Here is a 24,662-nt window from a genome sequence, read left to right as displayed (position 1 = left end):
TTATAATTCACGTTTTAATTTAAAAAAATAACCACATTAGTTGGATAAACTAGTGTGGTTACTAAATAAATAACGGTTTATTTAATTTCTTTAACTTCTTTTAATACGTTTTGCATTACTTTTGCTTTTGTTTGTGCCTTGAAAATTGTTGTTGCTTGTTCTGCAATCTTAGCTTGATCAGCTTTCGAGATTGATGCATCTTTCATCATAGCATTTGTGACAGCTGCTTTAACAAAAGTAGCACCATCCGCAGCAAGTTTAGCTTTTCCTGCCTTTGTATTCATTTTAGCTGCTTCTACTTTAGCAATTTTAGGCATGGCCTTAGCTTGCTTAACCGTTAATGTTGTCCAACTCTTTTTAACGTAGAATGTATGCGTACGTTTTACTAAAGTTTTATCGTTATTAGCGATACCAAACATTAATCGATACCCATTACCTTTATAAGTCCAACGGGTTTCTTTAGTAACTAATTTGTTACTCTTAGCATTTTCAACAATCTTGCTAGTTGTATCGTCTGTCTTAGTTGCCTTTGTTTTCTTTTGTGATGCCGTATTTTTATAAATAACGACTTTTTCAGATCCATCTGTACCGATAGGCTGATATAGTAACATGTCCATCTCTTTAGAACTAGAAGCTAATTGTTCTGTCTTAGTTGTCGTTACTTTTTCCATTCCATAATGTGCACTGTAGTTAGCAACAATTAAGCCACCTGTAAGAATAATACAAAGTGCAAAAATGCCACCTAAAATGTAGCTCAGTACATTATTACGGATGAGGTTCCACGTAAGGAAGAATAAAATAATTGAAAGAATTAATAATAAAATAATCATTATTTATTACCTCCATTTTTTAAAACTTGTTGTTTTGATTTTAAGAAGAATGAAAATCCGAGCCCAACCACACAGAAAACGACTGCGATGATAAAGGCAGCATGATAACCACTTAATGTCGCATCAATAGCTTTTGTTTTGTAATCTAATGGTGCCGATTTAAGCATTGATTTAGCTGGTAATGCAGCTGTTGTTACATTTGTTAGAACGGAAATCATAACCGCTGTTACGATTGAACTTGCGATTTGACGAGCTGTATTATTAACAGCCGTTCCATGACCCATCAAGTTAGCTGGTAATGCATTCATCCCTGATGTTGTTGTTGGCATCATAACCATTGAAATCCCAAACATACGAACTGCATACATAATTGTGATGTATAAAGTTGGCGTATCTTTTGTTAAGAAAACGAATGGAATTGTACCAAGTGTTAATAAGAACATACCACCAGTTGCCAATTTCTTAGCACCATAAATATCGAATAATCGTCCCGTTATCGGACTCATAATCCCCATCATTAAAGCACCAGCCAATAAGGTTAATCCTGACTCAAATGCGCTATCTCCACGTACAATTTGGAGATACATTGGTAGAATCATTTCAACACCGATCATAGCCATGTTAACAATTGAACTTAAAACGGCTGCAATTGTGTATTCTTGGGAAGCAAAAACACGTAATTCCAAGAAAGGATTTTCCATTGTTAATTGACGCCATATGAATAAACCAATAAAAATAACACCCACAACAAGGAAACTAAGTACTGAGGTACTTCCCCAGCCGTTATCTCCAACTGTTGAGAATCCATAAAGTAAGCCACCAAATCCAATTGTTGATAAAATCAATGATAAGACATCAATTTTAGATTTGTGTGTTTTGATGACCGGTTTCATAAACCAGAAAGAAGCCACAAAAACAATTCCTACTAATGGAATAATCATACCAAAAAGATCACGCCATGAAGCATTATCAATAACCCAACCTGAAAGTGTAGGTCCAATTGCAGGAGCTAGTCCGATAACTAAACCGGCAAGTCCCATTGAAGCACCACGTTTTTCGGGTGGGAAAATTGAAAGCATAATCGTTTGTAATAAAGGCATTGTTACCCCAACACCGACTGCTTGAACTAAGCGAGCTGTTAACAATACCCCAAAATTAGGTGCGATAAATGCTAAAACTGTTCCTAATTCAAAGATACCAATAGCACCTATGTATAACCATTTGGTATTTACACGACTACTTAACCATGCACTAACTGGAATTAAAATCCCGTTGACTAACATAAATCCTGTTGTTAACCATTGAACAGTTGACGTTGTTACGTCAAATTCATCCATTAATGTTGGAAATGCAGTTGCTAAAATTGTTTGATTCAAAACCGTACAAAATGTCCCTACTAATAAAATTGCAATTAGCATGGGGCGATTATATGGTTTACCCTTTGCATCTAATCCATCCATACTTAAAACCTTCTTTTTCTTTAATTTATCTTCGAAGACTAATATAAGACTATCTCGCTTTAATGTCAAGTAAGTTGACAAACGTTTTAATATATATATAATCAGTATAGTAAACATCACAATGAGATTGTTAGATAAATTTTTATTTAGGAGGTATATTCGTTTGGCAGATATGGACGATATTGCAAACATTAAAGATTATGCAAAAAGAATGGCCGTTATTATGAAGAATGATACATTTTCAATCGGAATCGGTGAAATTGCCGAAACAACTGGGCTCACTCAGAGTCAAATTCGTTATTGGGAACAAAAAGGCTTTATTGATTCTATTAATACTAATAAAAATCAGAATAGAAAATATTCTTACCATACCTTATCAATTATTCGATTAATTAAATCTTACTTAGACTCTGGATTTACACTTAAAACAGCTGCCGCTAAAGCAAATGCCCATAAAGAAATGGGTAAAATGGTTCGTCAGATATTTACGGATCGTTTCGTTGGCGTGGAAGAAATCGATGGTTTACCCTGTATTAATCTCGGTTTCTTTGATAAAGAAGAAACTCAAACGTTATACATTGTCATTCATGATGACTCAACTGAAATAAAAGTTGTTCCGGTAAAATAAAGAAGCTTTCAATACTTGTTTGTAGACAAGTATTGAAAGCTTCTTTATTATCATATCTATTTTAGACCCATAATCCCCCATGCAATCATGCCAATGAGTGCAAAAATAATCCAGTAATAGCGAGCTAGGAATTCCCACCCATTATTAATCGGTTTATATTGCCACTCACGCCATCTATGATTTTCGTGCCAATCTTTATCTGATTCATCTTCTTCTATAAATCGTTTAATTCTAGTTTTAAACTCTGACGTTTTTTTCACTGGCATCGCCACCAAAAAGTAATATTTCTACAGGGACGTCTAAAATTTTGGCTACCGATTCAATTTTTCCCAAATCAGGTTCAGCTTCTCCTGTTTCCCATTTTGATACAGCTTGTCTTGATACAAACAATTGATTTGCCAATTCTTCTTGTGACATTTTTTTCTCTTTACGTATTTTAACGAGTTGTTCCGCAAATATAATTTTCATCCCTATAACCTTCTTTCCTCTATTTAACATCTCAAATATTAGCATACAGCAAGGGGTGCAACAGGCAACCGCTAGTTGAAAGGGCCGCAACTAAAAATAGCATGCGGCAAATTAAATTTGCAACACACTATTTGTCTAGATTTAGTTTTGTTTTTTAATCAACTAACCGCTCAGGCATCATATCTTTTAAAAATTCAACAGCACCATCGCTAACCATTAATTTTTCCCGATCATTTTTAGCTAAGGTTCTTTTTATAGTTTCTTCTTGTCCATTCAATAACTTTGATGTCCACTTAGGATCAATTAAGAGTGAACGACCAACGGCTACTAAATCAGCGTTAGCCAAAACACCATTAACATCTTCCCGAGTCCGAACATCTCCTACCCCGATTAATGGAACACGACCATTTATCTTTTCTTGGACATAATCCATTCTTGATTTTTCATTGAAATTTATATTTCTCGAAACACTATTATACTTACCTAATGAGATATGTAGATAATCTAATTTTTTATCAGCAAGTTTATCAATCAAAATCATTGAATCTTCCATACTAATACCTGGCTTTTCATATTCTTCAGGCGAAAAGCGGTAACCAACAATAAAATCTTTTACACCTGATTGATCAACACTCTCAATAACACCATCAACTACATCATTAATGAATTTAAATCGCTTATCAAGCGTGCCACCCCAAGCATCATGACGTCTATTTGAGTGTGGTGAAAAAAATTGTTGTAGTAAATACGTATTCGCACCATGCAGTTCAACGCCATCAAATCCCGCTTTAATTGCTCGTTTTGTTGCTGATTTAAAGGATTCAATCAACTCTAAAATTTCAGTTTCTGACAATGCTTTAGGAATTTCTGCGTCTGGTCTTTCTGCCGCAACAGCACTGGCTGAAACTGGTAATTGTCCTCTAAGTACCGTTGAATTTGTCATACGACCCGCATGGAAAATTTGTAAAATAGCTTTAGTCCCATTCTTTTTGATTGCCGATGCCAATCTCGTTAGCCCGGGAATAAACTTATCATCATAGATGGCAAGTGAGCCTTCCCAACCTTTTCCATTTGCTTGGACACTGGTAGCTGCCGTAATAACAGCCCCAACTTCGCCTGAATGTAGTGCATAATAATCTGATTCATCATGTGTAACAACTTCATCATAGTAGCTCATCTTAACGGTCATTGGCGCCATTAAGATTCTATTTTTCAATTCCAATCCCCGCCTGAATCTAAAGGTATCCGTCATCTTTTTTGTCATCGTTATTCTCCCATTCAGTCGTTAGTTTTATTTAAATTAGTCATACCATACTACTCAAAATTATGTTGCTAGATTAAATGATGCGCTCATTGTCTCACTTACAAAGAAATCTCTCAATGATGATAAATCTTAATTTTTTCTATTATTCAAACTCAATTATTATGATTCCTTCATCAGATAGGTATAATAAAATTAAAATACATGCTATTTAAGGAGCAAACCATTATGAAATTCAGACAATTAATTTATACAGTAACTCTTACAACATTAGCTGTCTTGAGTCTAGGATCTGTTGCCTCTGCTGCAACTAATGATTCAAGCTCAGCTTCATCAACATCGGGCACAACAACTGACTGGTCAAATCCAGTTGTCACATTAGGAACAAGTTTAACAGATTCACAAAAATCAGGAACACTTTCAACTTTAACAGCTAGCTTAAACGGTAGTTCTTCATATTCGACATTACCCGTAAATGGCGCAACTTTAGTTAAATATCTCAATAGTTCTGGTGGCTCATTTACATCAACTTCAGGTGTCTGGTCATCTGCTATGGTTCAAAAAACGAGCAGTGGTTCTGGTATCAACGTTGAAATTTTAGACTACAATGGTAAAAATAACATCACCACAATTACAGAAAACCAATATAAAAACGCCGCATTAACAGCTGGTGTAACTGATGCCAATATCTATGTCACTTCTGCTACACCAATAGATGGATCAGGTGCTTTAGCTGGTGTTTATGCAGCCTTCGCTACAAACGGGGACGCTCTAAATACAAAACAAGTCACTGCCGCACAAAATGAAATGTCGACTTTAAGTGACATTACACAAGCCAATAAAAGCAAAGATGGGTATACTGATTCACAATTGAATAACGCTGTAGCCGGTGCTAAAAATGATATGGCTAAAGAAGGTAGTTCTATTACAAATAATCAAATTACTACTATTGTAAATAACCAAATCACAAATAATAACTTAACAAATGTCATTACTGATAATCAAAAACAAGATATTATTGCCGTGTTAATCAAGATTCGTGATTCAGGTGCTTTAGATTCATCAAATTTCAAATCACAAGCAAGTAAAGTTGCAACAAATATTCAAGATGGTGCTAAAGATATTTTCAGCAAATTAGACACAGCTGAAAATCGAAACTTCCTACAAAAAATTTGGGACGCAATTGTTTCATTTTTTAACGCTATCTGGTCAGCTATTAGTTCTTGGATTTCATAAATAAAACTAACCATATAGGTTTTAAGAAGAACTTACAGTTTTAGACTAAAAATCTTACTGTAGGTTTTTTTAGTTAACTAATCAAACGGAGGCATGATACTATCACGAAGAAAAAAATATTAAGTGTCATTTTCATCCTATTAATAGTAAGTGCCGCATGTACCTTTTACGCATTTAAAATAGAGCCTTACCGCGTTGTCGTTAAAAATATTGCTTTAAATAAGGCAGATACTACTAAAAAGAAACTTAAAATTGTGCAAATTAGTGATGTCGAAATAGCAGATGATTATACACCTGAAAATTTCGGAAAAATTGTTAATAAAATCAATCAAGAAAAACCAGATTTGGTCTTATTTACAGGTGATTTATTCAGCAATTACAATCAATACCATCCCGTAACAGCTATTGTTCAAAAACTAAGTGAAATTAAATCAACCTATGGAAAATACGCAGTATATGGAAATAAAGATTACGGTGGCGGTGCAGCCAGAGTTTACACTACTGTAATGAATCAAGGTGGTTTTACTGTCCTTAAAAATAGTTCAACGACTATCAATGTAGGTGGAAATTCATCCATTTGGTTGGGTGGTGTAGATGACTCTCAATTAGGTATCCCCGATGTCCAAACGACAGTAGCTCCTGATAAATCCAATTCAACGTACCATATTTTAATGGCTCATGAACCTAGTTTGTCAAATGGTTCATTTAATACCGTCGATTTAATTTTAAGTGGTCACACACATGGTGGCCAAATTCGTATTCCTTTCACTAATAAAGGATTATTATCTGATCATGACGGAGATGGTGGCTACTCTAGTGGCCTTTATACACTAAAGAACAATACAAAATTATATGTTAATAGTGGTATTGGAACATCTCGAATCTCAGCTCGATTCCTAGTACCTCCACAGATTGCAGTATTTGACTTGTATCTTTAGTAATAGTCATTTTAAGCTACTCATAATTATTGGACAAAAAAAGTGTATCGTCAAAAATTAATTGACGATACACTTTTTTTAAACATTTTTACGTTTGAAAACAAAATAACCTAAAAATAAAAATAGTGCCGTATAAGCTAGATTACCTATAATCAATTCGTTATTCGTTAATTGAGTTAGTTTTTCAAACTCCTGTCCGTCTGCCCACTGATTACTTAAATTCATCATATTAAGTGGATTCCATTTAATCCAATCCCATTTAGCAATAGCTAACATTTGGATTCCTGATAAAATAGATGTTAAGAAATAAAAAACAATACCAGCTGCAATCGAAGCACCTGAACTACTAAAGATACTAGCCAATAATAATACCAAACTTAAAATCAACCAGGTACTAATAAAATTCCCCACTAACGTTGTTATTAAAGACATAACAATCGTTTGGTTATCTATTTTATCTGACAAGGATACCATTGGTAAAAGCACTAATTTAGCTATAATTGAAGCCACGAATATTAAAACATTCAAATAAATCGAATAGATTAATATTGTAAGCCATTTACTAGCTAAAACAGCTCCACGTGAATATTTCCGATAAAGCAAATCCTTAATTGTACCAAACTGTGTTTCCATAGCAATAATAACACTTGCTGACGCAATTAAAATGAAAATAATTAATTGAATAGATCCAAATCCACTTTGTACCATGCTTGCTGGATCGAAAATCGAACTATATATTTTTGTTAAAAGTGCTACCCCAAAAATAAAAACAAGTAATATCGCTGATATAATCGCTGTAGATTTCTTTTTACCTAACTTAAATAATTCTTGTTTAACTAAAGTTAACATTAAGCCTTACCTCCGTCATTACTATCTAATAAATTCAATAGTGATTCTTCCATATCATGTTCTTGATGACGTACATCATTTATTTGAATTTTATTATCGTAGAGCACTTGGATAATATTTGCTAAAGTATCTTGTTCGTCTACCTTTACTTTAACTGTTTGATCAACTGCCAATTCATAATTAGCGGCCTTTAAAAGAACTTTAGCTTGCTCGTTTGACGTCGTCTCTAGTAAAACATATCGCTTACTACTATCACTTAATTCAGTAGTAGACATTGCTTTCATTATTTTACCTTCATTTAAAATAATAAAGTGATCAACAATTTTCTCTAATTCACCTAAAATATGACTTGAAATCAAGAACGCTGTCCCGCGTTTAGATAACTTTAAAACAAGTTCGCGGACATCACGTGTTGCTTGAGGATCTAATCCGTTCATAGGTTCATCTAAAATAATTAATCTTGGTCTATTTAATAAAGCTAATGCAATTCCTAATTTTTGCTTCATTCCTAATGAATATGATTTAGCTTTACGATTAATGTAATCTGTCATATGCAAATCAGCAACAATTTCATCTAATTCTTCTTTGGTATTGATTTCAGAGAATAATTTTAAATGATCATAGCCACTTAAAAATGGATAGATACCAGGATATTCAATTAAGGCACCAACTTCTTCTAACCCTTGATGGCTAGTTGTTGATACAATTTTACCGTCAATTGTTATTTCTCCAGTTTGGTAATTTGATAATCCAAGAATTGATTTCATGATGGTTGTTTTACCAGCGCCATTAGCACCAACAAGCCCAACAATCTCACCTTCTGCGATTGTAAAATTAATACCTTTGAGGACTACCTTTTTACCGAAACTTTTAGTTAAATTGTTTATTGTTAACATTTCTTTCAAATTGAATCCCTCCCAATAATTGCTTTTACATTCCTATAAACAGTAGTTTAGCACAATTCCCTTTTATTACATACTAACAAGTCTGTAAGGTCAAAATGGCTACCTATTCTTAGAGAAATAGGTAGCCATTTTACTTTTATTTTTTATTTTTCGAAAAAATACGTTGCAATTTTTGACTAATATTTTGTGGACGATAAATAACAATATAAGCAACAATGACTGTAATACAGCCGCTTATCAAGCCATATCCTATTTTTTCCCCAATTGTATCATAATTAACTACAGCCATTAAAATAGCTATATAAGCCGTTGTAAAAATGAGTAGTGGTAGTTTTAAATAATCGAATTGTAAATAAGGACTATCCTGTTCTAATGATAATTTGTTGAAATAATGAACTGCCATCACTATCATCAATAACCCAGCAATCAAGTATATAAATCCTAGTACAAGATAATAAGTATTAGACATGTCTTGCGTTTGATCAAAAATGAATCCTTCAAAGTAAGCAAACCATATCAAGGCCGAGCCAGTGAATCCCAACGCAGTGACGACAGATGCTACAACCCGACGAACTAAAACACCTACCACAAGGCCAACACTGTATAGCGCAATCAATTGACTACTATCTAAGAATAAATGTATCATTCTATCTGATATAAAATTTGGATTACTTACTGAGATAGCTACATCAGCAACAAATGTTGTTATAATTGAACCTACAATAAAAGTAAGTAAGGCAGGTAGTAACATTAGACCAATTTTTTTTAAGAAAATGCGTTTTCTAGAAAATGAGCTTGAAAATATAAATTCATTAAATTTAGTTTGCATATCATACATATTAGTAAATATCCCTAATAAGATAGCACCCAGACTAAAAATAACTAGTGCTGTTTTTGCATTTTGAAATGTACCATCATGAATACTTACATCTTTTATTTTAATATTATTTTTTTCATATGTTGCTCTGCTAACTGAACCTATTTTACGATGATCCGCTTTTGCCGAATCTTTTTCACTTTGAACAAACTCTGTATAAGTAAGATTGGCCGCGTCTATTCCCGTAGTGTCAACCGAATTATGTAGTGTAAACCCCATAACAACCACAATAAGTGCAACAAGTGATAAAACAATCCACTTATATCTCTGCCAAATAATCTGATTCAATCTTCTATTAACTGTCACTACTTCCCACCTCCGGTATTTTCTTTAGCCGAAAGACTTGCTCGGAATAAATCTTCCAACGTTAACGGTAATTCTTCGAATAATGCCGGATCTTCAGCTTCAATTTGAGCTTCAATTTCATCTGAATAGTGTTCAAATAAAACAGTGACGACACGACCTTGAATACTCATTGCTCGGCTATTTTCTTTAATGAAAGCTGGAATTTCTTTTGATTTAAACACCAATTGAACTTTTCGTGATTCTGAACGCGTGTCTTCCAAACGATAATCACTCACAATATGTCCATCTTTTAAAACCATTGCGCGATCGATTAATCGATCTAATTCTTCTAAATTATGTGAAGAAATAAGTACACTTCGCTGGTCTTCAGCAACGGCATCAATAATAATTTGGAAAACTTGTTTACGGACAATTACATCTAACCCGTCCAGTGGTTCATCTAAAATAACATATGGTGCACCAGTGGAAAAGGCCAAAATAATATTAAATAATCCTTGCATCCCTTTAGAAAATTGACGATATTTTGTTTGTTTAGGTAGGTTGTATTCTGTGACCCAATTATCATATTTTTGACGATCAAACGTTTGATAAGCGAGTTCATAGAATTCGACAATCTTATCTATTGTGTAGCTGTCTAAAAAATTATTCTGTGTATCTAAATAAAAGAGTTTTTCCTTCAATGATGAATCTTCTTTCATCCATTGATCATCAATTAAAATATCACCTTGATCTGGTATGTATTGGCCTGAAATTGATCTGAATAAGGTTGTTTTACCAACTCCATTACGACCAATTAGACCCACTATTTCCCCTGGGACTAAAGACATATTAATATCATTAAGTATCTCTTTGTCACTAATTTTCTCTGATAAACCTTTAATTTCAAATCCCATTCTTAGTCCTCCTTTTCAAAATACGACTTAACCCAACCCTGAATCTCATCTTCTTGGACACCGAGATAGGTCACTTCTTTAATCGTATCTAACAATGCCTCACGATTTTTTTGGATTTGTCGTTCATCGCGATTGCTCTCATTATTGGCTTTGACATATGTCCCTCGACCTTTAACTGTCACGATTACATCCTGTGATTCTAAAACTTTATACGCTTTACTAACCGTATTTGGATTCATTTCATGAATTTTAGCCATTTCTCTAACTGACGGCAACTTGTCTTCTGTCTGCAAAATTCCTTTAAAAATATCTTCTTTTATACCTGATATCAATTGTTCATAAAACGGTTTACTACTCGTCTTATTAATTTGCAATTATCTCACCTCATCCATGTGTACTATAATACATAGTACACATATTAAATACAACCCTTTTAGACATAAAAAAAGAGATAATAACAAATTGTTATTATCTCTTTCAATTACATTTATTAAACTGTAGCGTTCACAAAGGCTTGGAATAAACCTTCTGGACGTTGTGGTCTTGATAAAAATTCTGGATGGTATTGAGCTGCCACAAAGAATTTATTTTCAGGAATTTCAACAACTTCAACTAAACGATTATCTGGAGATGTTCCAGCAAAAACCAATCCTTTATCAGCAAGTTGTTCACGGTATTCGTTATTAAATTCATAACGATGACGGTGACGTTCTTGGATAACTTCTTGATTATCATAAGCTGCAGCTGCTACCGTTCCTGGTTTTAATTTACATGGATATAAACCAAGACGTTGTGTTCCACCCATATCTTCAACATCTTCTTGATCTGTCATCAAGTCGATAATGTTATGTGGTGTTTCTGGAACAGCTTCAGTTGAATGTGCGCCTTGGAGCCCAACAACGTTACGTGCAAATTCAATACATGCCATTTGCATACCAAGACAAACACCTAAGAATGGAACATTATTTTCACGCGCATATTGAATTGAAAGAATCATCCCTTCAAGTCCACGATTACCGAATCCTCCTGGAACGATGATTCCATCAGCATCTTGCAACGTTTCAACAATATTACTTTCATCTAATTTTTCTGCATCAACCATTGTGATTTTAACATCAGCATCAACAGTGTATCCAGCATGTTTCAATGCTTCGGCAACAGAAATATAAGCATCTGGCAATTTAACATATTTACCAACCAACGCAATATTGATTGTTTTCTTCAAATTTAAAACTTGTGTTTCAAGTTTTTGCCATTCAGTCATATCTGCTTCTGGTGTTGTTAATTTCAAATGATCAACAACGATTTGGTCCATTTTTTGTTTTTGTAACGCTAAAGGAATCGTATATAATGTATCAACATCCATTGATTCAATAACGGCTTCTGGTTCAACATCACAGAAATTAGCTAATTTATTACGCATATCTTGCGAGATATGTTCTTCAGTCCGAACAACCAACATATCTGGTTGAATACCCAATCCGCGTAATTCTTTAACACTATGTTGTGTAGGTTTCGTTTTCATTTCACCTGCAGCTTTTAGGTAAGGAATCAATGTTGTATGAATATAAATAACATTATCTGAACCGACATCAGCTTTCATTTGACGTAATGCTTCAAGGAAAGGCAATGATTCAATATCACCAACAGTTCCACCTATTTCAGTAATTACAACATCAGAATCCGTTGTTGTTCCAGCACGCATAATTTTTTCTTTAATTGTATTTGTAATATGTGGTATAACTTGAACTGTGGCACCCAAATAATCACCACGACGTTCTTTTTGTAAAACTTCTGAATAAATTTTACCAGTCGTTACGTTTGAATATTGATTTAAGTTAATATCAATAAAACGTTCATAATGACCAAGATCTAAATCAGTCTCTGTACCATCATCAGTTACGAAAACTTCCCCATGTTGATAGGGACTCATTGTTCCTGGATCCACATTGATATAAGGATCAAACTTTTGAATAGTAACTTTCAAGCCTCTATTCTTTAATAAACGGCCAAGAGATGCTGCAACAATCCCTTTACCAATTGACGAAACAACGCCACCTGTAACAAATATATATTTGGTCATTATAAATCTCCTTTGGGTTAATTTTTGTGGGGATTCTGTGTTTGTGGCCTGATAGTTATTGTTCATTATGTCTATAAAAAACAACAAGCCCCCTAAGCCGAGTAGAATAATCTAATCAGTGTAGGGAGCTTGTATCAACCGTGCGTTTGTCCTCGCAAGAAATACCTGCGAGGCGCCCAAAAAATATATTACAGGGTTTTGACGAAATCGTCAAGTCCTTTTAATTATTTTCCTCGTCGTCTTCTGCATCTTCATCGGATATTTCAGATAATTGATCTTCAATACCTTCTGGTAATTCTTCTTCATCATCAGAATTACTATCAGCTATTTCATCTAAATCTTTATCATAACCTTTAATTTCTGTATCTTCATCATCATCTTCGTCGTCATCTTCATAAGTTGCATCTAAATCGTCGTCCTCAGGATCATCATCATTGTAATCAATAACGTCATCATCATCAGCGGCATCTGCTAAGAAAGCATTAACTTTCTTACGTTTTTTACGTTTAGGACGATCTTCATCGTCTTCATCTTCTACATGAGCAACAGCTTCATCGATTGAATCGAAGGGATACCATGAACGTAATCCCCATAAGTTCTCTCCAAGTGAAATGAAGCTACCATCAGCATTTAAATCTGTGTAAAATTGTGATAAGCGATCTCTCACTTCTAAATCATTTTTACCAAGATATGTTTGGATTTCATTAGTTAAGTCAGCAAAACCCATGACGTCACCATGTTGCGATAAGATTGCGTGAGCAACCTCGATCATTGATAACTCGTCTTTGTTTTGGCCATCGAATTGTTTAAGCTCCAACTAGCACACGTCCTTTCCAAAAGTCTACTCTTAATCATACATTTTTATGCCGTAAATTGCAATCGTATATTATAGTCTCCCAACAATTCACCGCTTGTTGTTAAGCGATAATCAATATCAAGTGATCCCGAAATTGGTTGGCTATTTAACTGACTTTTTAATTGCGTTGTTTCAATTTCAATTGGAATACGACCATACGCTGTTTTATAAACCCCATTAATTTTTTTTTGCGCTAAAAAAATTAATTTTGTGCGTATATCATCTGTTTCTCGAGTTAATTGAATTTCACCATCATCTTGCAATTTAAAGGTAACTGGATTTTTTTTACCAGACTCTGCGTCTTCTTCTTTATATCTGATATACATCCCATCGCCTAAACGAACGAGTTGTCCCGTTGTTTCGATGACATAGCGTTCAACTTCGCCTTCTTGTGTTTTAATTGTTTCCAAATGGATCGCAATTTGTTTATCTAACGTGATTGCCATACAACTTAATTCCTCCATTCACCTTATCGTTTCACTGTATTATAACTTAGATTTAAATGAATGTCGTTACCTATAATCATCATTATGTCATGACTAAATTACGAATGTTCGTTATAATAGAAGTATTACGAACTTATTTACTATCTAAATTTTCGAGGAGGGATTCTATTGCTCGAACAATCGCCGTTACTTGCTAGAGAAAAAGTGTTACGTGATCCTATTCACGATTACATTTATGTGCAACATCAAGTTATTTTAGATTTAATTAATACTAAAGAATTCCAACGTTTACGCCGAATTAAACAGCTCGGTACAACTTCATTAACTTTTCATGGAGCGGAACATTCACGTTTCACCCATTCCGTGGGTGTTTATGAAATCACACGTCGAATCTGCGATAATTTCCAACGAAATTATCCAAGCAAAGAAGCTGGCGACGGTTTATGGGACGACTCCGAAAAATTAGTGGCGTTATGCGCTGCTCTTTTACACGATATCGGCCATGGTCCATACTCACATACTTTCGAGCACATTTTCAAAACGGACCACGAAGCTATCACTGCTCAAATTTTAACTGATCCATCAACTGAGATTAATCAAGTTTTAGCAAAAGTTTCTGCTGATTTCCCAGAAAAAGTGGCAAGTGTTATTCAAAAAACGTACCCTAATCCACAAGTTGTCCAATTGATTTCGAGTCAAATAGACGCTGATCGAATGGATTACTTATTACGTGATTCTTACTACACTGGTACAAATTATGGTACATTTGACTTAACTCGGATTTTACGTGTGATGCGTCCTTATAAAGGCGGGATTGCATTTGATATCAATGGGATGCATGCCGTTGAAGATTATATTGTCAGCCGATTCCAAATGTACGTCCAAGTTTATTTCCATCCTATTTCTAGATCAATGGAAGTTATTTTAAGTCATTTATTAAATCGGGCTAAATACCTATACGAAAATAATCGCTTAAGTGCCGAGGATTCACCAAAATTATTGATTCCACTTTTTAAAAATGAATTTTCATTAGATGATTATTTACAATTAGATGACGGTGTTTTAACCACTTACTTCACGGAATGGCGTCAAAATACTGATAATATCTTAAGTGACTTAGCTGTCCGTTTCCTGGATCGCAAACCATTTAAATCAATCAAATTTGATGAAGAGACTGTTGATTTATTACCTACTCTAGAACGTCTTATTGAATCAGCTGGCTTTCAACCTGACTACTATACGGCAGAAAATGACAGTTACGACTTACCTTATGATGCCTATGATCCAACCAAAGATAAGCCGCGCACCCAAATCGAATTAGCTCAAGAAGATGGTTCACTTGTTGAATTATCTAGCGTCAGTGACCTCGTTGCTTCTATTACTGGTAAAGTATCAGGCGACCGTCGTTTCTTCTTCCCAAGAGAATTAGTAAAATCAGAGAACGATTTATTCACTGACATTTATACACAATTTAGAACTTATCTTAATAATGATACTTTAATCAACCCAAAGGAGAATACACAACATGACAATTAAATTAATCGCAATCGATATTGACGGTACTCTCGTTAATGATAAAAAAGAAATCGCCCCAGAAACTATTACTACTATTAAAGCTGCTAAAGCTGCTGGCATCAAAGTTGTCCTTTGTACCGGACGTCCTTTAACAGGCGTTACAAAATACTTAGAAAAACTCGGTTTAACATCAGATGATGATTTTGTTATTACTTTTAACGGTGCTTTAGTTCAAGTTTCAGGCTCTGGTGAAGTTTTAATTCATCATACGTTAGATATTAATGATTACAACATAATCGAAGAAACAAGTCGTGAATTAAACGTCCATGTTCATGCTGAAGATCAAGCATTAATGTATACACCTAATGCTGATATCAGTGAATATTCTGTGGCAGAGTCATTCTTAGTTCAAATGCCTATTCGTTTCCGAAAACCTGAAGAAATGGACAAGAATATCGTCATTTCGAAAATGATGTATATTGATTATCCTGAAGTTATTACACGTGTCGTTAAGGAATTACCCGCAAAAATTACCGATAATTATTACTACGTTCAAAGTGAACCTTACTTTTTAGAACTCCTAAACAAAAATGCCAGCAAGGGAAATGCCGTTATGTCCTTGGCTGATAAATTAGGTTTCACCAAAGACGAGGTTATGGCACTTGGTGATCAAGGTAATGATTTATCAATGATCCAAGCAGCAGGTCTAGGTGTTGCCATGGGTAACGCCATTCAAGAAGTTAAAGATAATGCTCAAGCAGTAACTGCTACTAACGTTGAGTTAGGTGTTGCTAAAGCAATCCAAAAATATGCATTAGCTGATTAAATAAATTAAAAACGGACCTAACTTTGAATAATCAAAGTTAGGTCCGTTTTTTTGGCGAATTATCTTCTAAACAACAATCGCATAAATTCTCTAAAAGATAACTTTGATTGCTTAAATTGTTTATATAATGATCCAGCATTTTCTGCAAATCCACCATCTACAAAGTATGCTCCTACAGCAAAACACAAAACGATGATAATACCCAAAAAAATATTCATGACATCATCTCCCTAGTTTAAATAGTCACTAATACAGCAATCAAAATCAATAATGCACCAACAATAAAACAACTACGCATCAATGGTGATATTTTAAGCGGACGATTTTTTTTACTTCCTACACTTTTAACATCAATTTTACGTTCATTATAATCTTCTTTAGATTCACCTTTATCTCGTCGTTTAAACCAGCCAGCGAATAGTTGTGCTTGGCTCAAAATTAATATAATGCCGACTAGAATTAATATAATGCCAATATAAAAATATACATTAGATAAAGAAAAACTATCCCCTCCAACACGGATCCAGATAATCGCAGTAATGATTGCCAGTACACTTAATAAAAATGTGACATTCCTTTTAGCCTGTTTCATGATAGTTAGTTCCTCGCTCGCTTTTAATTTGTGCTTTGATTATATCATTCAAACCTATTAACTCACAATTTTCAGTTCACTTATCCTATAAAATCCGTTATACTTTAAGATACAGTTAACCAAATTAAAGGAGACTCATCAAACATGTTAAAAGAATTTAGAGATTTTATCACTCGCGGAAATGTGATGGATTTGGCAGTCGCTGTTATTATTGGTGGTGCATTTACAACAATCGTTAAGTCTTTCACAACTAACATCATTGGTCCTATCATTGCACTTGTCGTCGGTAAAGTTGACTTGTCAGGGATCGTTCTCACAATTGGTGATACAACTTTCAAAATCGGACAATTTTTAGACGATGTCATTAACTTTATAATCGTAGCCTTTGTTATCTTTATGTTGCTTAAAGGAATCACAGCACTTAGAAATGCAACAAGTAGATCTAATGATAAGGAAGAAGAATCTTCAGAAACGACATTAACACCTACAGAAGAATATTTAAAAGATATCCGTAACTTACTAGCTGAAAGAGATAGTGACTTACCTCGAGAAGCATCAAAAAAAATTGAAGAAAAAATTGCAAAAGAAGACTAAATAATAATTAATAAAAACTTGATTCTGATTTTTAATCGGAATCAAGTTTTTTTATTTTACTTATATTTTATCTTTTTTACATCACATTTTCTTCACAACTACTTGTTATGATAACTTCATACCTTAATTAATAACTTTTAAATTTTAATTTATTTCCCCGAATAAATTAATTTAACTCATAACTAATTTCTCCCCTGAAATTAATTATCTCTACTCCCTTTTTCCGTCAGTCTCCCCGGACTGACGGTTTTTTTATACCCTTAAAATTAAAGTGTATCGACTATAAAATCATAATATTCAAGCGTTATAATCTGTAGTAATAAATAACAATCTAAGATTATTTTGGTCCCCCTTTTTAACATTACGAGTACTGTCTCTAATTAAATATACGTTTGAAGTCTAAGTTTAATGCCCAACCTAATTGGTTATATTCTCAGATTAGACACAAGACTATTCTGAGAATCGATTAGCTCTATAATAAATTAAAAAGAGAAGTCTCCAGATTGATTTCTGATTACTTCTCTTTTTAATTAGTTTTTATTCTATTTTTTTAACTTTTTTTCTAGTTCTAATATCTTTTTTGTTGTTAATTCATTAAGTTTAGCAGAACTAATTATTACTTTTCGTCTAGCTTTCTTATATTTATATAAACATACACATAAGTAAATGTAGAAAGCAATCCAAATACAAAATAATACTAAAGGCATAACAAGATAAACTAGATCATAACTATTCATTATTTTTCCCTTCTAATCTACTTATTTGTTCTTGTTGCTTCTTTTCCACATCATTAAGTTCGGTAATTTCTTTTTTATATTTCCGCATTTTTAAAATCATAAATACAAGCGTACCAATTAATAAAAATATTAATACTTTTATCTCAAATTCTATCATATTCTTCTCCTTCTATATTATTAAGGAACCTACAAAGACTATGAAAATAGTAACTAAAGTTACCCCAAGTTCTGCCCCAACACTAGTTACTGTACTAGACGTACTAAAAGCCATAGATATTTTGGGTAACTCTCCTGCATAATCAAAGTCAGGCTCTCTAAATTTTTTAATATAATATTATAATCTTGTACCGGATATGGATCACTCCCTATTCAATTAGACTCTTCATAAAGTATCTTAATTCCATAAATTATTTCACCTTTAATTAATTGACTAATTATTCAACCCTTATTCAATCAAAATATTATAGAATAGACTTGATAGGTTACAAACAATTCAAATGAATCTTTAATTTTCATTTACCTTCTGCTAGCCTTAAACAGTCTTATAAGTTATAATTTAACAATTCTTGAGCTAAAAGAACCATAGCAACACTTTCTTAAACTATATTTACTACCTTTTAATATACACTTTATCAATTTTAAAGGGTAGTAGAAAAGTTGTATTTAATAATCAGCTCAAATAGTGCTTTATTCTAAGAAAATCTTTATGTAAAAACTACTAAAATATTATATATCCTATACTTTCACCCCACAAAAAAAGTAATCATATTTTATCCTTTTTACGTCACATTTTCTTCACAACTACTTGTTATGATAACTTCATACCTTAATTAATAACTTTTAAATTTTAATTTATTTCCCCGAATAAATTAATCTAACTCATAACTAATTTCTCCCCTGAAATTAATTATCTCTACTCCCTTTTTCCGTCAGTCTCCCCGGACTGACGGTTTTTTATGTTGAATTTGAATACTTTAAGAATAGTAAAAAACAGCCCTAGCATTACCTGCCGGGACTGTCTAAATTAATTTAATTTACCTAGTGATATTCACTTAAAATCACTTTGATAGATATATTTTATATTAGTACCTGGTTTGGACGAAGTTAAAAACACTAAATTAAAAGAACGATTACCAGAGCCTTTTCTAATAATTGCTTTTAAAGTCTTATGATTTATCCCGACATGCAGCGAAGAATCAGATTCACCTTTTTCATTAAGCATATCAGATTGGGTCACATCATAAGAACTATTCATAACAAATAGCCCTCCGAGTGGAAAGTCACCATCTTTTTTTGATTCAATATCGACATCAATACTGTCATTGTAGTAAGCTTCGTCTGAGTCTTTAGTGACGTGATGCTTGATTTTAGTAAATACAAATTTTTCATTTACTATTTTTTGATGATTAGATGTTACAAACACATTCTTAATTTGACTGTTTTTATATTGTTCGGTTACTGCTGCATGAGCATTCCATAACCATACAGCGCTTGCTAGTAAGCAGATGCCTCCCAAAATAAGTAATCCTCTCTGACTTAGTTTCCACGAATTTTTATTTTTCATTTTAGAATAACTCTACCTTCTGAAATGTGAATGATTTTATCACTCACTTCGTTTAAGAAAACACTATCATGATTAGAAATAAGGATTGTTTTCCCTGCTGCTTTTTGATCGATAATTAACTGACGCAAAAAGTCTTTTCCACTATCGTCTAGTGCATTACTAGGTTCATCTAATATTAAAATAGGTGCATCATTGATTAAACAACAAGCAATTGAGGCCCTTTTCTTCATTCCTAATGAATAGTGTTTAATCGCACGCTTATCATTAGGATCTAGTCCAACATAAGTTACCATTTCGTTCAATTCATTCTTAGTCATTTTATGACTATTTAGTTGATTAATTAAGTCCAAGTTTTTAAGAACTGAAAAATCTTCTAACATACCAATACTATCCATAGAAAAAGCAATGCTGCTTGAAAAAAGTTCATCTACTCTGATATATTTTCCATTAACCCAAACTTCACCTTCAGTAGGCTTTACAAACCCAATAATCGTATTAAATATCATGGATTTCCCAGCACCATTTGGCCCACTGAATCCACAAACGATTCCTTCTTCAATTGATAAATTGATATCTACTAAAATATCTTTTTGCTTAATTCTTTTGGAAATGTTTTTCAACTCTATTATTTTCATTTTTACACTACTTTCTTTAAATAAAATCAATATCTTTAATTTTTATAAGTGAGATAATGATGCAACTCAATATAATCGTTAATAAAATTATAATGTTAACCGAATTATGATTAGGGTTAAATCTAGAGAGCATTGTTGCGTCTATAATGGATATGTGAGAAATATAAACATCTAATATTATGACTGCTAAACTCCCTATTAAGGGTAGTATAAAATCATCTAATAAAAATGACGCTGTTGATAACAATACAAGATAGGTGAAACTAAATATAAATAGATAACTATAGAAAGCTAAATGTGAGATACCAAAACCGTTTATAATCACTATCAAAAAATAAAAAAAACTATTATAAATTCCTAACATCAATAAATTGCTAAATAAATAATTTTTATATCCAATATTATGTAGAATTTTAAAATCTGATTTCCATAGTAACATTTGTGAATTTCCAATAGCTAATGCTGGAGAAATCACAAAGATGAACCAAAATAAAGGAAAAGATTCTCCCTCAGTATCTAACGAAGCACCATATAGTAAGCTCGTCATACCACTCACTTGATCTCTTTTGCACAATATGATCATCATCGTTAGCATAATAAAAATGAGCACCGTACGCCATTTAGAATAATAAATCGTTAAATAAATATTTCTAAAAACTAAGATACTGAAAAACTTCAATTTATAGAGTATTCTTTTTTTGATAAAATCCATCTTTGAAAAACCTCCAAAATAATAAAAAAGAGTAGTATAAAGAATATATTTTGAATTAAATATAACGTGTTAACACTATATCCAAGACTGATTATGCCATGATTAAAAAACAATCTAATCCCTCTTTCGTTCAAAAATATTTCTAATTGATAATAACCATAAATTAAAAATAACGATATAATTTTATTTCCTGTGAGGCAATAAAAGGACGCTATTAAATTATAAAAAACATACATTGCGATAAAATAAATAACCATTGTAACTAGCTGATAGCCATTTATATTATATTTTAAATTATCCTTATTTAAAATTAAAAAAAGGATTCCAGAGATAACAAATGCACAAATATATATGGCATAAAAGTAATTCACTTGTACTCTCAAAAAAGAAAAAGGTTTTCTTATATAATACATAATTGGAAATTTAGAACCCTGAAAGGGTAATAATATCAATATTGGAAAGAAAAGAATCATTATATTTTCAATATTTAAACTATTTTGTAGTCCTCCTTGGACTACGTCAATAAAGGAACTATTCTTTTCATTACCTAAAAATAAATAATATTCAAAAAGAGATAAAATAATTAATAAACAGAACGTAAGAATATCTATTACCCAGTCACGAGACCGTTTAGTTTTTAAATATATTTTAAATAATCGCATTACGTTTTACTCCCATAAAATTAAAAAGATAAGCTACAATGAGAACCAAAAACAAAATCCCCATAATAAATGATAAAGGAGGTAGGCCCTCCGCGGGTCCTCCTACCATAGGAAGCGACAAAGGTGCAGCAAGATAAAAAGGAAATACAGCAGCTAAAACACTTATAAATAAGCACAGTAAAAAACTAAAACTAACCACACTATAAATTGTTTTTACATATAAACTAACACTCGCGGCAACTACAGAAAAAACACCTGCGAACAAACCTGCAAGTAAAATATAAAATAAAATCCCCGTATATGATTGCTGGAAAAGGTCCTTCATAAAATATGTTGAATTCGATGCAAGTCCCAGATTATTATTTAATACAGCATCTAATGGTTGATTAGGGAATAAACACCATGCTACTAATAAATCCAATAATAAAGGTAGTATCCCAATCAAAAATCCTGAAATAAAGCTTAAGCTAAATGAATGAATAGAATAATTAATAATTCCCTTTTTTTGTACATATTGTTTAATAAAACCTGTTTGTTTATCCTCGAAGACAATTAGATTCAAACCAATCACTGAAAATAAAGGTAATAACAAATAAAATAAAGCTGAAAAATCGCTACCAGTACCACCTATACCTATCCATGTTGTAATCACAGTAAAAGTTAAATTAGAACCATCTAGATAAGTCCTATTAGGTAACATATCCATAGACACGTGAACTACTATTAAAGCAAAACCCACTAATATGCCATAAAAATATTGTTTCTTCGCCATACGCGACAGCCAATAAGAATTCATTTTTTTCACACCAATCTTTTATTTTAATATAATGCGTAAGAGAGCACATTATTTCTTCTTATCTATCAGGTTTCCAATTACCATCAGCACTACCATATGCATGAATACTATTTACAATATATGCATTGTTTCCTGTTCCATACCACTCTACTAAATAATTAGTTAATTTTGTCTGTCCTTTAGATTTAATAACATATTTTTTTCCTTTAGAAACAGATACATTTCCTGTACGACCAGCCTTATAAGAGTGTCCCCAAGCTTCCACACGTATTTTTCCCGATATCTTTTTGATGTTTAATTCATACGCAGTTTTACTCCACTTTTGAATTCTATAAGTTTCGTCCCAAGGATCATTCCATCTATTAGCAAGATGAACATAATTCGGATTGTTAGCCTCTACACGATCTGAACTTAAAATTGCTATACCAAAAACACATATTGCAACTAAAATAAATGACATTAATTTTTTCATAAAAACTCCTTAAAATTCTCCCTTACGCATTTAATATTATATATAAATAATTAACTCAAAACAATAATATTCAAGTTAAAAAAGACTTTTATAATTTATATATAATATAAAATTAATGCTAATATTAATAAAAAATCACTTTAATGTTGTTTATCATTCTTAGTAAGATCTATTAAGTCCTAAGATATTCAAGTAAACAGACTGCTTACTACTCTAACGTACTAACTACGAGAAGAACTTTCTTCCTTTTTACGTCACATTTTCTTCACAACTACTTGTTATTATAACTTCATACCTTAATTAATAACTTTTAAATTTTAATTTATTTCCCCGAATAAATTAATCTAACTCATAACTAATTTCTCCCCTGAAATTAATTATCTCTACTCCCTTTTTCCGTCAGTCTCCCTGGACTGACGGTTTTTTTATGTCCTAAATTTGGATACAAAAAAAGTTAGACAACATTAGTTATCTAACTTTCTTAACTTTATTTTTCATTATGGAAACGATTTTTAAATAATGGACTAACTGGTTTGTTTTCATGAATTCTCGTGATTGCATCCCCAATTAATTGACCCACTGAAATTTGAACTAATTTATCAATTTTCTTATCTTCAGGTAACTGAATTGAATCTGTTACGATAAATTGCTTAATAGGTGATTTTGCAATTCTTTCAACAGCTGGACCTGATAAAACCGGATGAGTTGCACTTGCGTACACTTCAGTTGCACCGGCATCCATTAAAGCCTGAGCAGCAAGCGTAATTGTTCCTGCCGTATCAACCATATCATCAATTAAGATACAACGTTTGCCTTCAACGGTACCAATAATGTTCATCACTTCAGCAACGTTAGCTTTAGGACGACGTTTATCAATAATTGCAATAGGTGCTTTCAAGAATTCTGCTAATTTACGAGCACGTGTCACTCCACCATGATCAGGTGAAACGACAACAGAATCTTTATCTAATCCTTCGGTTAAGAAGTAGTCAGCTAATAAAGGTGCACCCATTAAATGATCAACTGGGATATCAAAGAATCCTTGAATTTGAGCAGCATGCAAATCAAGCGCTAAAATTCTTGTTGCACCAGCTTTTTCTAACATGTCAGCAACTAATTTTGCTGTAATTGGTTCCCGTGAACGTGCTTTACGATCTTGACGAGCATAACCATAGTAAGGAATAACGACATTAATTGATTTAGCACTTGCGCGACGCAAAGCATCAATCATAATTAATAATTCCATAATATTGTCATTGACGGGTGCAGATGTTGATTGAACAATGTAAACATGATCTCCACGAATACTTTCTTCAATATTAATTCTGATTTCACCATCACTAAAGCGATCTACAGAGGTTTTACCTAATTTAACACCAACAGCATCAGCAATTTTTTCAGCCAATGGTTTATTCGAGTTCAAAGCAAAAATTTTCAACTTTGGATCAAAATAATGTTCTGACATATGTGCCTCCAGTTATTTAATTTTCCCTACTTAAAATTTTAAATATTAATCAAGTA

At 32.7% G+C, this 24,662-nt stretch carries 29 protein-coding genes; 6 read left to right on the top strand and 23 right to left on the bottom strand.

Going from position 1 to position 24,662, the window contains the following annotated elements; all coding sequences use genetic code 11:
* Positions 1–77: 77 nt before the first annotated feature.
* Positions 78–830, bottom strand: coding sequence for a DUF4811 domain-containing protein (locus AC1RPN_RS06315; RefSeq protein WP_481761763.1), 753 nt, complete (start codon positions 828–830; stop codon positions 78–80).
* The gene (locus AC1RPN_RS06310; RefSeq protein ID WP_481761764.1) at positions 830–2,290 is read right to left on the bottom strand and encodes an MDR family MFS transporter; all 1,461 of its coding nucleotides are present in this window, start codon (positions 2,288–2,290) and stop codon (positions 830–832) included. Before AC1RPN_RS06310 ends, AC1RPN_RS06315 begins: the two co-directional genes overlap by 1 nt.
* 172 nt (positions 2,291–2,462) lie before the next feature.
* On the opposite strand from AC1RPN_RS06310, the gene AC1RPN_RS06305 reads away from it, so the two are divergent.
* Positions 2,463–2,918 (top strand): MerR family transcriptional regulator, encoded by a 456-nt coding sequence (locus tag AC1RPN_RS06305; protein WP_481761805.1) that lies wholly within the window; start codon positions 2,463–2,465, stop codon positions 2,916–2,918.
* 56 nt (positions 2,919–2,974) lie between these two features.
* On the opposite strand, the gene AC1RPN_RS06300 is transcribed toward AC1RPN_RS06305, so the two are convergent.
* The 3 genes from AC1RPN_RS06300 to AC1RPN_RS06290 all read right to left on the bottom strand — a co-directional run bounded on the left by AC1RPN_RS06300 (position 2,975) and on the right by AC1RPN_RS06290 (position 4,650).
* The gene (locus AC1RPN_RS06300; protein ID WP_481761765.1) at positions 2,975–3,178 is read right to left on the bottom strand and encodes a hypothetical protein; all 204 of its coding nucleotides are present in this window, start codon (positions 3,176–3,178) and stop codon (positions 2,975–2,977) included.
* Positions 3,156–3,386: a helix-turn-helix domain-containing protein gene (locus AC1RPN_RS06295; protein ID WP_481761766.1), complete on the bottom strand. Its 231-nt coding sequence runs from the start codon at positions 3,384–3,386 to the stop codon at positions 3,156–3,158. Before AC1RPN_RS06295 ends, AC1RPN_RS06300 begins: the two co-directional genes overlap by 23 nt.
* A gap of 154 nt (positions 3,387–3,540) precedes the next feature.
* Positions 3,541–4,650 carry an NADH-dependent flavin oxidoreductase gene (locus AC1RPN_RS06290; protein ID WP_481761767.1) on the bottom strand — a complete coding sequence of 370 codons (1,110 nt, stop codon included), beginning with the start codon at positions 4,648–4,650 and terminating at the stop codon, positions 3,541–3,543.
* Between the two features lie 225 nt (positions 4,651–4,875).
* Between AC1RPN_RS06290 and AC1RPN_RS06285 the strand changes: the two genes are divergently transcribed.
* Positions 4,876–5,883, top strand: coding sequence for a DUF1002 domain-containing protein (locus tag AC1RPN_RS06285; protein WP_481761768.1), 1,008 nt, complete (start codon positions 4,876–4,878; stop codon positions 5,881–5,883).
* A 254-nt stretch (positions 5,884–6,137) separates the two neighbouring features.
* A complete protein-coding gene (locus AC1RPN_RS06280) occupies positions 6,138–6,821 on the top strand; it encodes a metallophosphoesterase (protein WP_481761769.1) in 684 nt (227 codons plus the stop codon).
* Between the two features lie 78 nt (positions 6,822–6,899).
* Here the strand turns inward: AC1RPN_RS06280 and AC1RPN_RS06275 are convergent, their stop codons facing one another.
* From AC1RPN_RS06275 to AC1RPN_RS06240, 8 genes are all read right to left on the bottom strand, one after another.
* Positions 6,900–7,670: an ABC transporter permease gene (locus AC1RPN_RS06275; RefSeq protein ID WP_481761770.1), complete on the bottom strand. Its 771-nt coding sequence runs from the start codon at positions 7,668–7,670 to the stop codon at positions 6,900–6,902.
* Positions 7,670–8,566 carry an ABC transporter ATP-binding protein gene (locus AC1RPN_RS06270; protein ID WP_481761806.1) on the bottom strand — a complete coding sequence of 299 codons (897 nt, stop codon included), beginning with the start codon at positions 8,564–8,566 and terminating at the stop codon, positions 7,670–7,672. The genes AC1RPN_RS06275 and AC1RPN_RS06270 overlap by 1 nt, the downstream gene beginning before the upstream one ends.
* A gap of 145 nt (positions 8,567–8,711) precedes the next feature.
* Positions 8,712–9,758, bottom strand: coding sequence for a hypothetical protein (locus AC1RPN_RS06265; protein ID WP_481761771.1), 1,047 nt, complete (start codon positions 9,756–9,758; stop codon positions 8,712–8,714).
* Positions 9,758–10,651 (bottom strand): ATP-binding cassette domain-containing protein, encoded by an 894-nt coding sequence (locus AC1RPN_RS06260; protein ID WP_481761772.1) that lies wholly within the window; start codon positions 10,649–10,651, stop codon positions 9,758–9,760. Before AC1RPN_RS06260 ends, AC1RPN_RS06265 begins: the two co-directional genes overlap by 1 nt.
* A 2-nt stretch (positions 10,652–10,653) precedes the next feature.
* Positions 10,654–11,025 carry a GntR family transcriptional regulator gene (locus tag AC1RPN_RS06255; RefSeq protein WP_481761773.1) on the bottom strand — a complete coding sequence of 124 codons (372 nt, stop codon included), beginning with the start codon at positions 11,023–11,025 and terminating at the stop codon, positions 10,654–10,656.
* 116 nt (positions 11,026–11,141) lie between these two features.
* Positions 11,142–12,734: a CTP synthase gene (locus AC1RPN_RS06250; RefSeq protein ID WP_481761774.1), complete on the bottom strand. Its 1,593-nt coding sequence runs from the start codon at positions 12,732–12,734 to the stop codon at positions 11,142–11,144.
* 220 nt (positions 12,735–12,954) lie between these two features.
* Positions 12,955–13,551 carry a DNA-directed RNA polymerase subunit delta gene (gene rpoE, locus AC1RPN_RS06245; RefSeq protein ID WP_481761775.1) on the bottom strand — a complete coding sequence of 199 codons (597 nt, stop codon included), beginning with the start codon at positions 13,549–13,551 and terminating at the stop codon, positions 12,955–12,957.
* Between the two features lie 44 nt (positions 13,552–13,595).
* The gene (locus AC1RPN_RS06240) at positions 13,596–14,036 is read right to left on the bottom strand and encodes a YwiB family protein (RefSeq protein WP_481761776.1); all 441 of its coding nucleotides are present in this window, start codon (positions 14,034–14,036) and stop codon (positions 13,596–13,598) included.
* A gap of 168 nt (positions 14,037–14,204) precedes the next feature.
* Here AC1RPN_RS06240 and AC1RPN_RS06235 point away from each other — a divergent pair, with 168 nt between their 5' ends.
* Both AC1RPN_RS06235 and yidA read left to right on the top strand, forming a co-directional pair.
* Positions 14,205–15,572 (top strand): HD domain-containing protein, encoded by a 1,368-nt coding sequence (locus AC1RPN_RS06235; protein ID WP_481761777.1) that lies wholly within the window; start codon positions 14,205–14,207, stop codon positions 15,570–15,572.
* Positions 15,562–16,377, top strand: a complete 816-nt coding sequence (gene yidA, locus AC1RPN_RS06230) for a sugar-phosphatase (protein ID WP_409021948.1) — start codon at positions 15,562–15,564, stop codon at positions 16,375–16,377. Before AC1RPN_RS06235 ends, yidA begins: the two co-directional genes overlap by 11 nt.
* 59 nt (positions 16,378–16,436) lie before the next feature.
* Here yidA and AC1RPN_RS06225 read toward each other — a convergent pair whose 3' ends face one another.
* Positions 16,437–16,595 (bottom strand): hypothetical protein, encoded by a 159-nt coding sequence (locus tag AC1RPN_RS06225; RefSeq protein ID WP_481761778.1) that lies wholly within the window; start codon positions 16,593–16,595, stop codon positions 16,437–16,439.
* A 17-nt stretch (positions 16,596–16,612) separates the two neighbouring features.
* The gene (locus AC1RPN_RS06220; protein ID WP_481761779.1) at positions 16,613–16,969 is read right to left on the bottom strand and encodes a DUF3899 domain-containing protein; all 357 of its coding nucleotides are present in this window, start codon (positions 16,967–16,969) and stop codon (positions 16,613–16,615) included.
* Positions 16,970–17,113: 144 nt separating this feature from the next.
* Here AC1RPN_RS06220 and mscL point away from each other — a divergent pair, with 144 nt between their 5' ends.
* A complete protein-coding gene (mscL, locus tag AC1RPN_RS06215; RefSeq protein ID WP_409021944.1) occupies positions 17,114–17,563 on the top strand; it encodes a large conductance mechanosensitive channel protein MscL in 450 nt (149 codons plus the stop codon).
* A gap of 729 nt (positions 17,564–18,292) precedes the next feature.
* Here mscL and AC1RPN_RS06210 read toward each other — a convergent pair.
* The 8 genes from AC1RPN_RS06210 to AC1RPN_RS06175 form a co-directional block, all read right to left on the bottom strand.
* Entirely contained in the window at positions 18,293–18,457 is a 165-nt protein-coding gene (locus tag AC1RPN_RS06210; protein ID WP_481761780.1) for a hypothetical protein, read from the bottom strand.
* An 891-nt stretch (positions 18,458–19,348) separates the two neighbouring features.
* Entirely contained in the window at positions 19,349–19,864 is a 516-nt protein-coding gene (locus AC1RPN_RS06205; protein WP_481761781.1) for a hypothetical protein, read from the bottom strand.
* Positions 19,861–20,484 (bottom strand): ATP-binding cassette domain-containing protein, encoded by a 624-nt coding sequence (locus AC1RPN_RS06200; RefSeq protein WP_481763396.1) that lies wholly within the window; start codon positions 20,482–20,484, stop codon positions 19,861–19,863. The genes AC1RPN_RS06205 and AC1RPN_RS06200 overlap by 4 nt, the downstream gene beginning before the upstream one ends.
* A 31-nt stretch (positions 20,485–20,515) precedes the next feature.
* On the bottom strand, positions 20,516–21,211 hold the full coding sequence (locus AC1RPN_RS06195) for a hypothetical protein (protein ID WP_481761783.1): 696 nt from the start codon (positions 21,209–21,211) through the stop codon (positions 20,516–20,518).
* Positions 21,175–21,873, bottom strand: coding sequence for a hypothetical protein (locus tag AC1RPN_RS06190; RefSeq protein WP_481761784.1), 699 nt, complete (start codon positions 21,871–21,873; stop codon positions 21,175–21,177). Before AC1RPN_RS06190 ends, AC1RPN_RS06195 begins: the two co-directional genes overlap by 37 nt.
* Positions 21,860–22,669 (bottom strand): hypothetical protein, encoded by an 810-nt coding sequence (locus AC1RPN_RS06185; protein ID WP_481762192.1) that lies wholly within the window; start codon positions 22,667–22,669, stop codon positions 21,860–21,862. The genes AC1RPN_RS06190 and AC1RPN_RS06185 overlap by 14 nt, the downstream gene beginning before the upstream one ends.
* 58 nt (positions 22,670–22,727) lie before the next feature.
* Positions 22,728–23,141 (bottom strand): hypothetical protein, encoded by a 414-nt coding sequence (locus AC1RPN_RS06180; protein WP_481761786.1) that lies wholly within the window; start codon positions 23,139–23,141, stop codon positions 22,728–22,730.
* Positions 23,142–23,628: 487 nt separating this feature from the next.
* Positions 23,629–24,606 carry a ribose-phosphate diphosphokinase gene (locus AC1RPN_RS06175; RefSeq protein WP_481761787.1) on the bottom strand — a complete coding sequence of 326 codons (978 nt, stop codon included), beginning with the start codon at positions 24,604–24,606 and terminating at the stop codon, positions 23,629–23,631.
* Positions 24,607–24,662 lie beyond the last annotated feature (56 nt).

The organism is Dellaglioa sp. CoH-57-MRSF-20, from assembly GCF_056781955.1.
The sequence above is the reverse complement of the archived record's forward strand: the minus strand, read 5'-3'. Positions and strand labels throughout refer to the sequence as shown.

Coding starts and splice junctions, on each gene's coding strand:
- AC1RPN_RS06305 (WP_481761805.1), top strand. CDS start 2,463: ATGGACGATATTGCAAACATTAAAGATTATGCAAAAAGAATGGCCGTT.
- yidA (WP_409021948.1), top strand. CDS start 15,562: ATGACAATTAAATTAATCGCAATCGATATTGACGGTACTCTCGTTAAT.
- AC1RPN_RS06290 (WP_481761767.1), bottom strand. CDS start 4,650: ATGACAAAAAAGATGACGGATACCTTTAGATTCAGGCGGGGATTGGAA.
- AC1RPN_RS06275 (WP_481761770.1), bottom strand. CDS start 7,670: ATGTTAACTTTAGTTAAACAAGAATTATTTAAGTTAGGTAAAAAGAAA.
- AC1RPN_RS06225 (WP_481761778.1), bottom strand. CDS start 16,595: ATGAATATTTTTTTGGGTATTATCATCGTTTTGTGTTTTGCTGTAGGA.
- AC1RPN_RS06315 (WP_481761763.1), bottom strand. CDS start 830: ATGATTATTTTATTATTAATTCTTTCAATTATTTTATTCTTCCTTACG.
- AC1RPN_RS06250 (WP_481761774.1), bottom strand. CDS start 12,734: ATGACCAAATATATATTTGTTACAGGTGGCGTTGTTTCGTCAATTGGT.
- AC1RPN_RS06295 (WP_481761766.1), bottom strand. CDS start 3,386: ATGAAAATTATATTTGCGGAACAACTCGTTAAAATACGTAAAGAGAAA.
- AC1RPN_RS06175 (WP_481761787.1), bottom strand. CDS start 24,606: ATGTCAGAACATTATTTTGATCCAAAGTTGAAAATTTTTGCTTTGAAC.
- AC1RPN_RS06195 (WP_481761783.1), bottom strand. CDS start 21,211: ATGGATTTTATCAAAAAAAGAATACTCTATAAATTGAAGTTTTTCAGT.
- AC1RPN_RS06310 (WP_481761764.1), bottom strand. CDS start 2,290: ATGGATGGATTAGATGCAAAGGGTAAACCATATAATCGCCCCATGCTA.
- AC1RPN_RS06270 (WP_481761806.1), bottom strand. CDS start 8,566: ATGTTAACAATAAACAATTTAACTAAAAGTTTCGGTAAAAAGGTAGTC.
- AC1RPN_RS06285 (WP_481761768.1), top strand. CDS start 4,876: ATGAAATTCAGACAATTAATTTATACAGTAACTCTTACAACATTAGCT.
- AC1RPN_RS06210 (WP_481761780.1), bottom strand. CDS start 18,457: ATGATAGAATTTGAGATAAAAGTATTAATATTTTTATTAATTGGTACG.
- AC1RPN_RS06205 (WP_481761781.1), bottom strand. CDS start 19,864: ATGAAAAATAAAAATTCGTGGAAACTAAGTCAGAGAGGATTACTTATT.
- AC1RPN_RS06190 (WP_481761784.1), bottom strand. CDS start 21,873: ATGCGATTATTTAAAATATATTTAAAAACTAAACGGTCTCGTGACTGG.
- AC1RPN_RS06260 (WP_481761772.1), bottom strand. CDS start 10,651: ATGGGATTTGAAATTAAAGGTTTATCAGAGAAAATTAGTGACAAAGAG.
- mscL (WP_409021944.1), top strand. CDS start 17,114: ATGTTAAAAGAATTTAGAGATTTTATCACTCGCGGAAATGTGATGGAT.
- AC1RPN_RS06185 (WP_481762192.1), bottom strand. CDS start 22,669: ATGAATTCTTATTGGCTGTCGCGTATGGCGAAGAAACAATATTTTTAT.
- AC1RPN_RS06220 (WP_481761779.1), bottom strand. CDS start 16,969: ATGAAACAGGCTAAAAGGAATGTCACATTTTTATTAAGTGTACTGGCA.
- AC1RPN_RS06240 (WP_481761776.1), bottom strand. CDS start 14,036: ATGGCAATCACGTTAGATAAACAAATTGCGATCCATTTGGAAACAATT.
- AC1RPN_RS06180 (WP_481761786.1), bottom strand. CDS start 23,141: ATGAAAAAATTAATGTCATTTATTTTAGTTGCAATATGTGTTTTTGGT.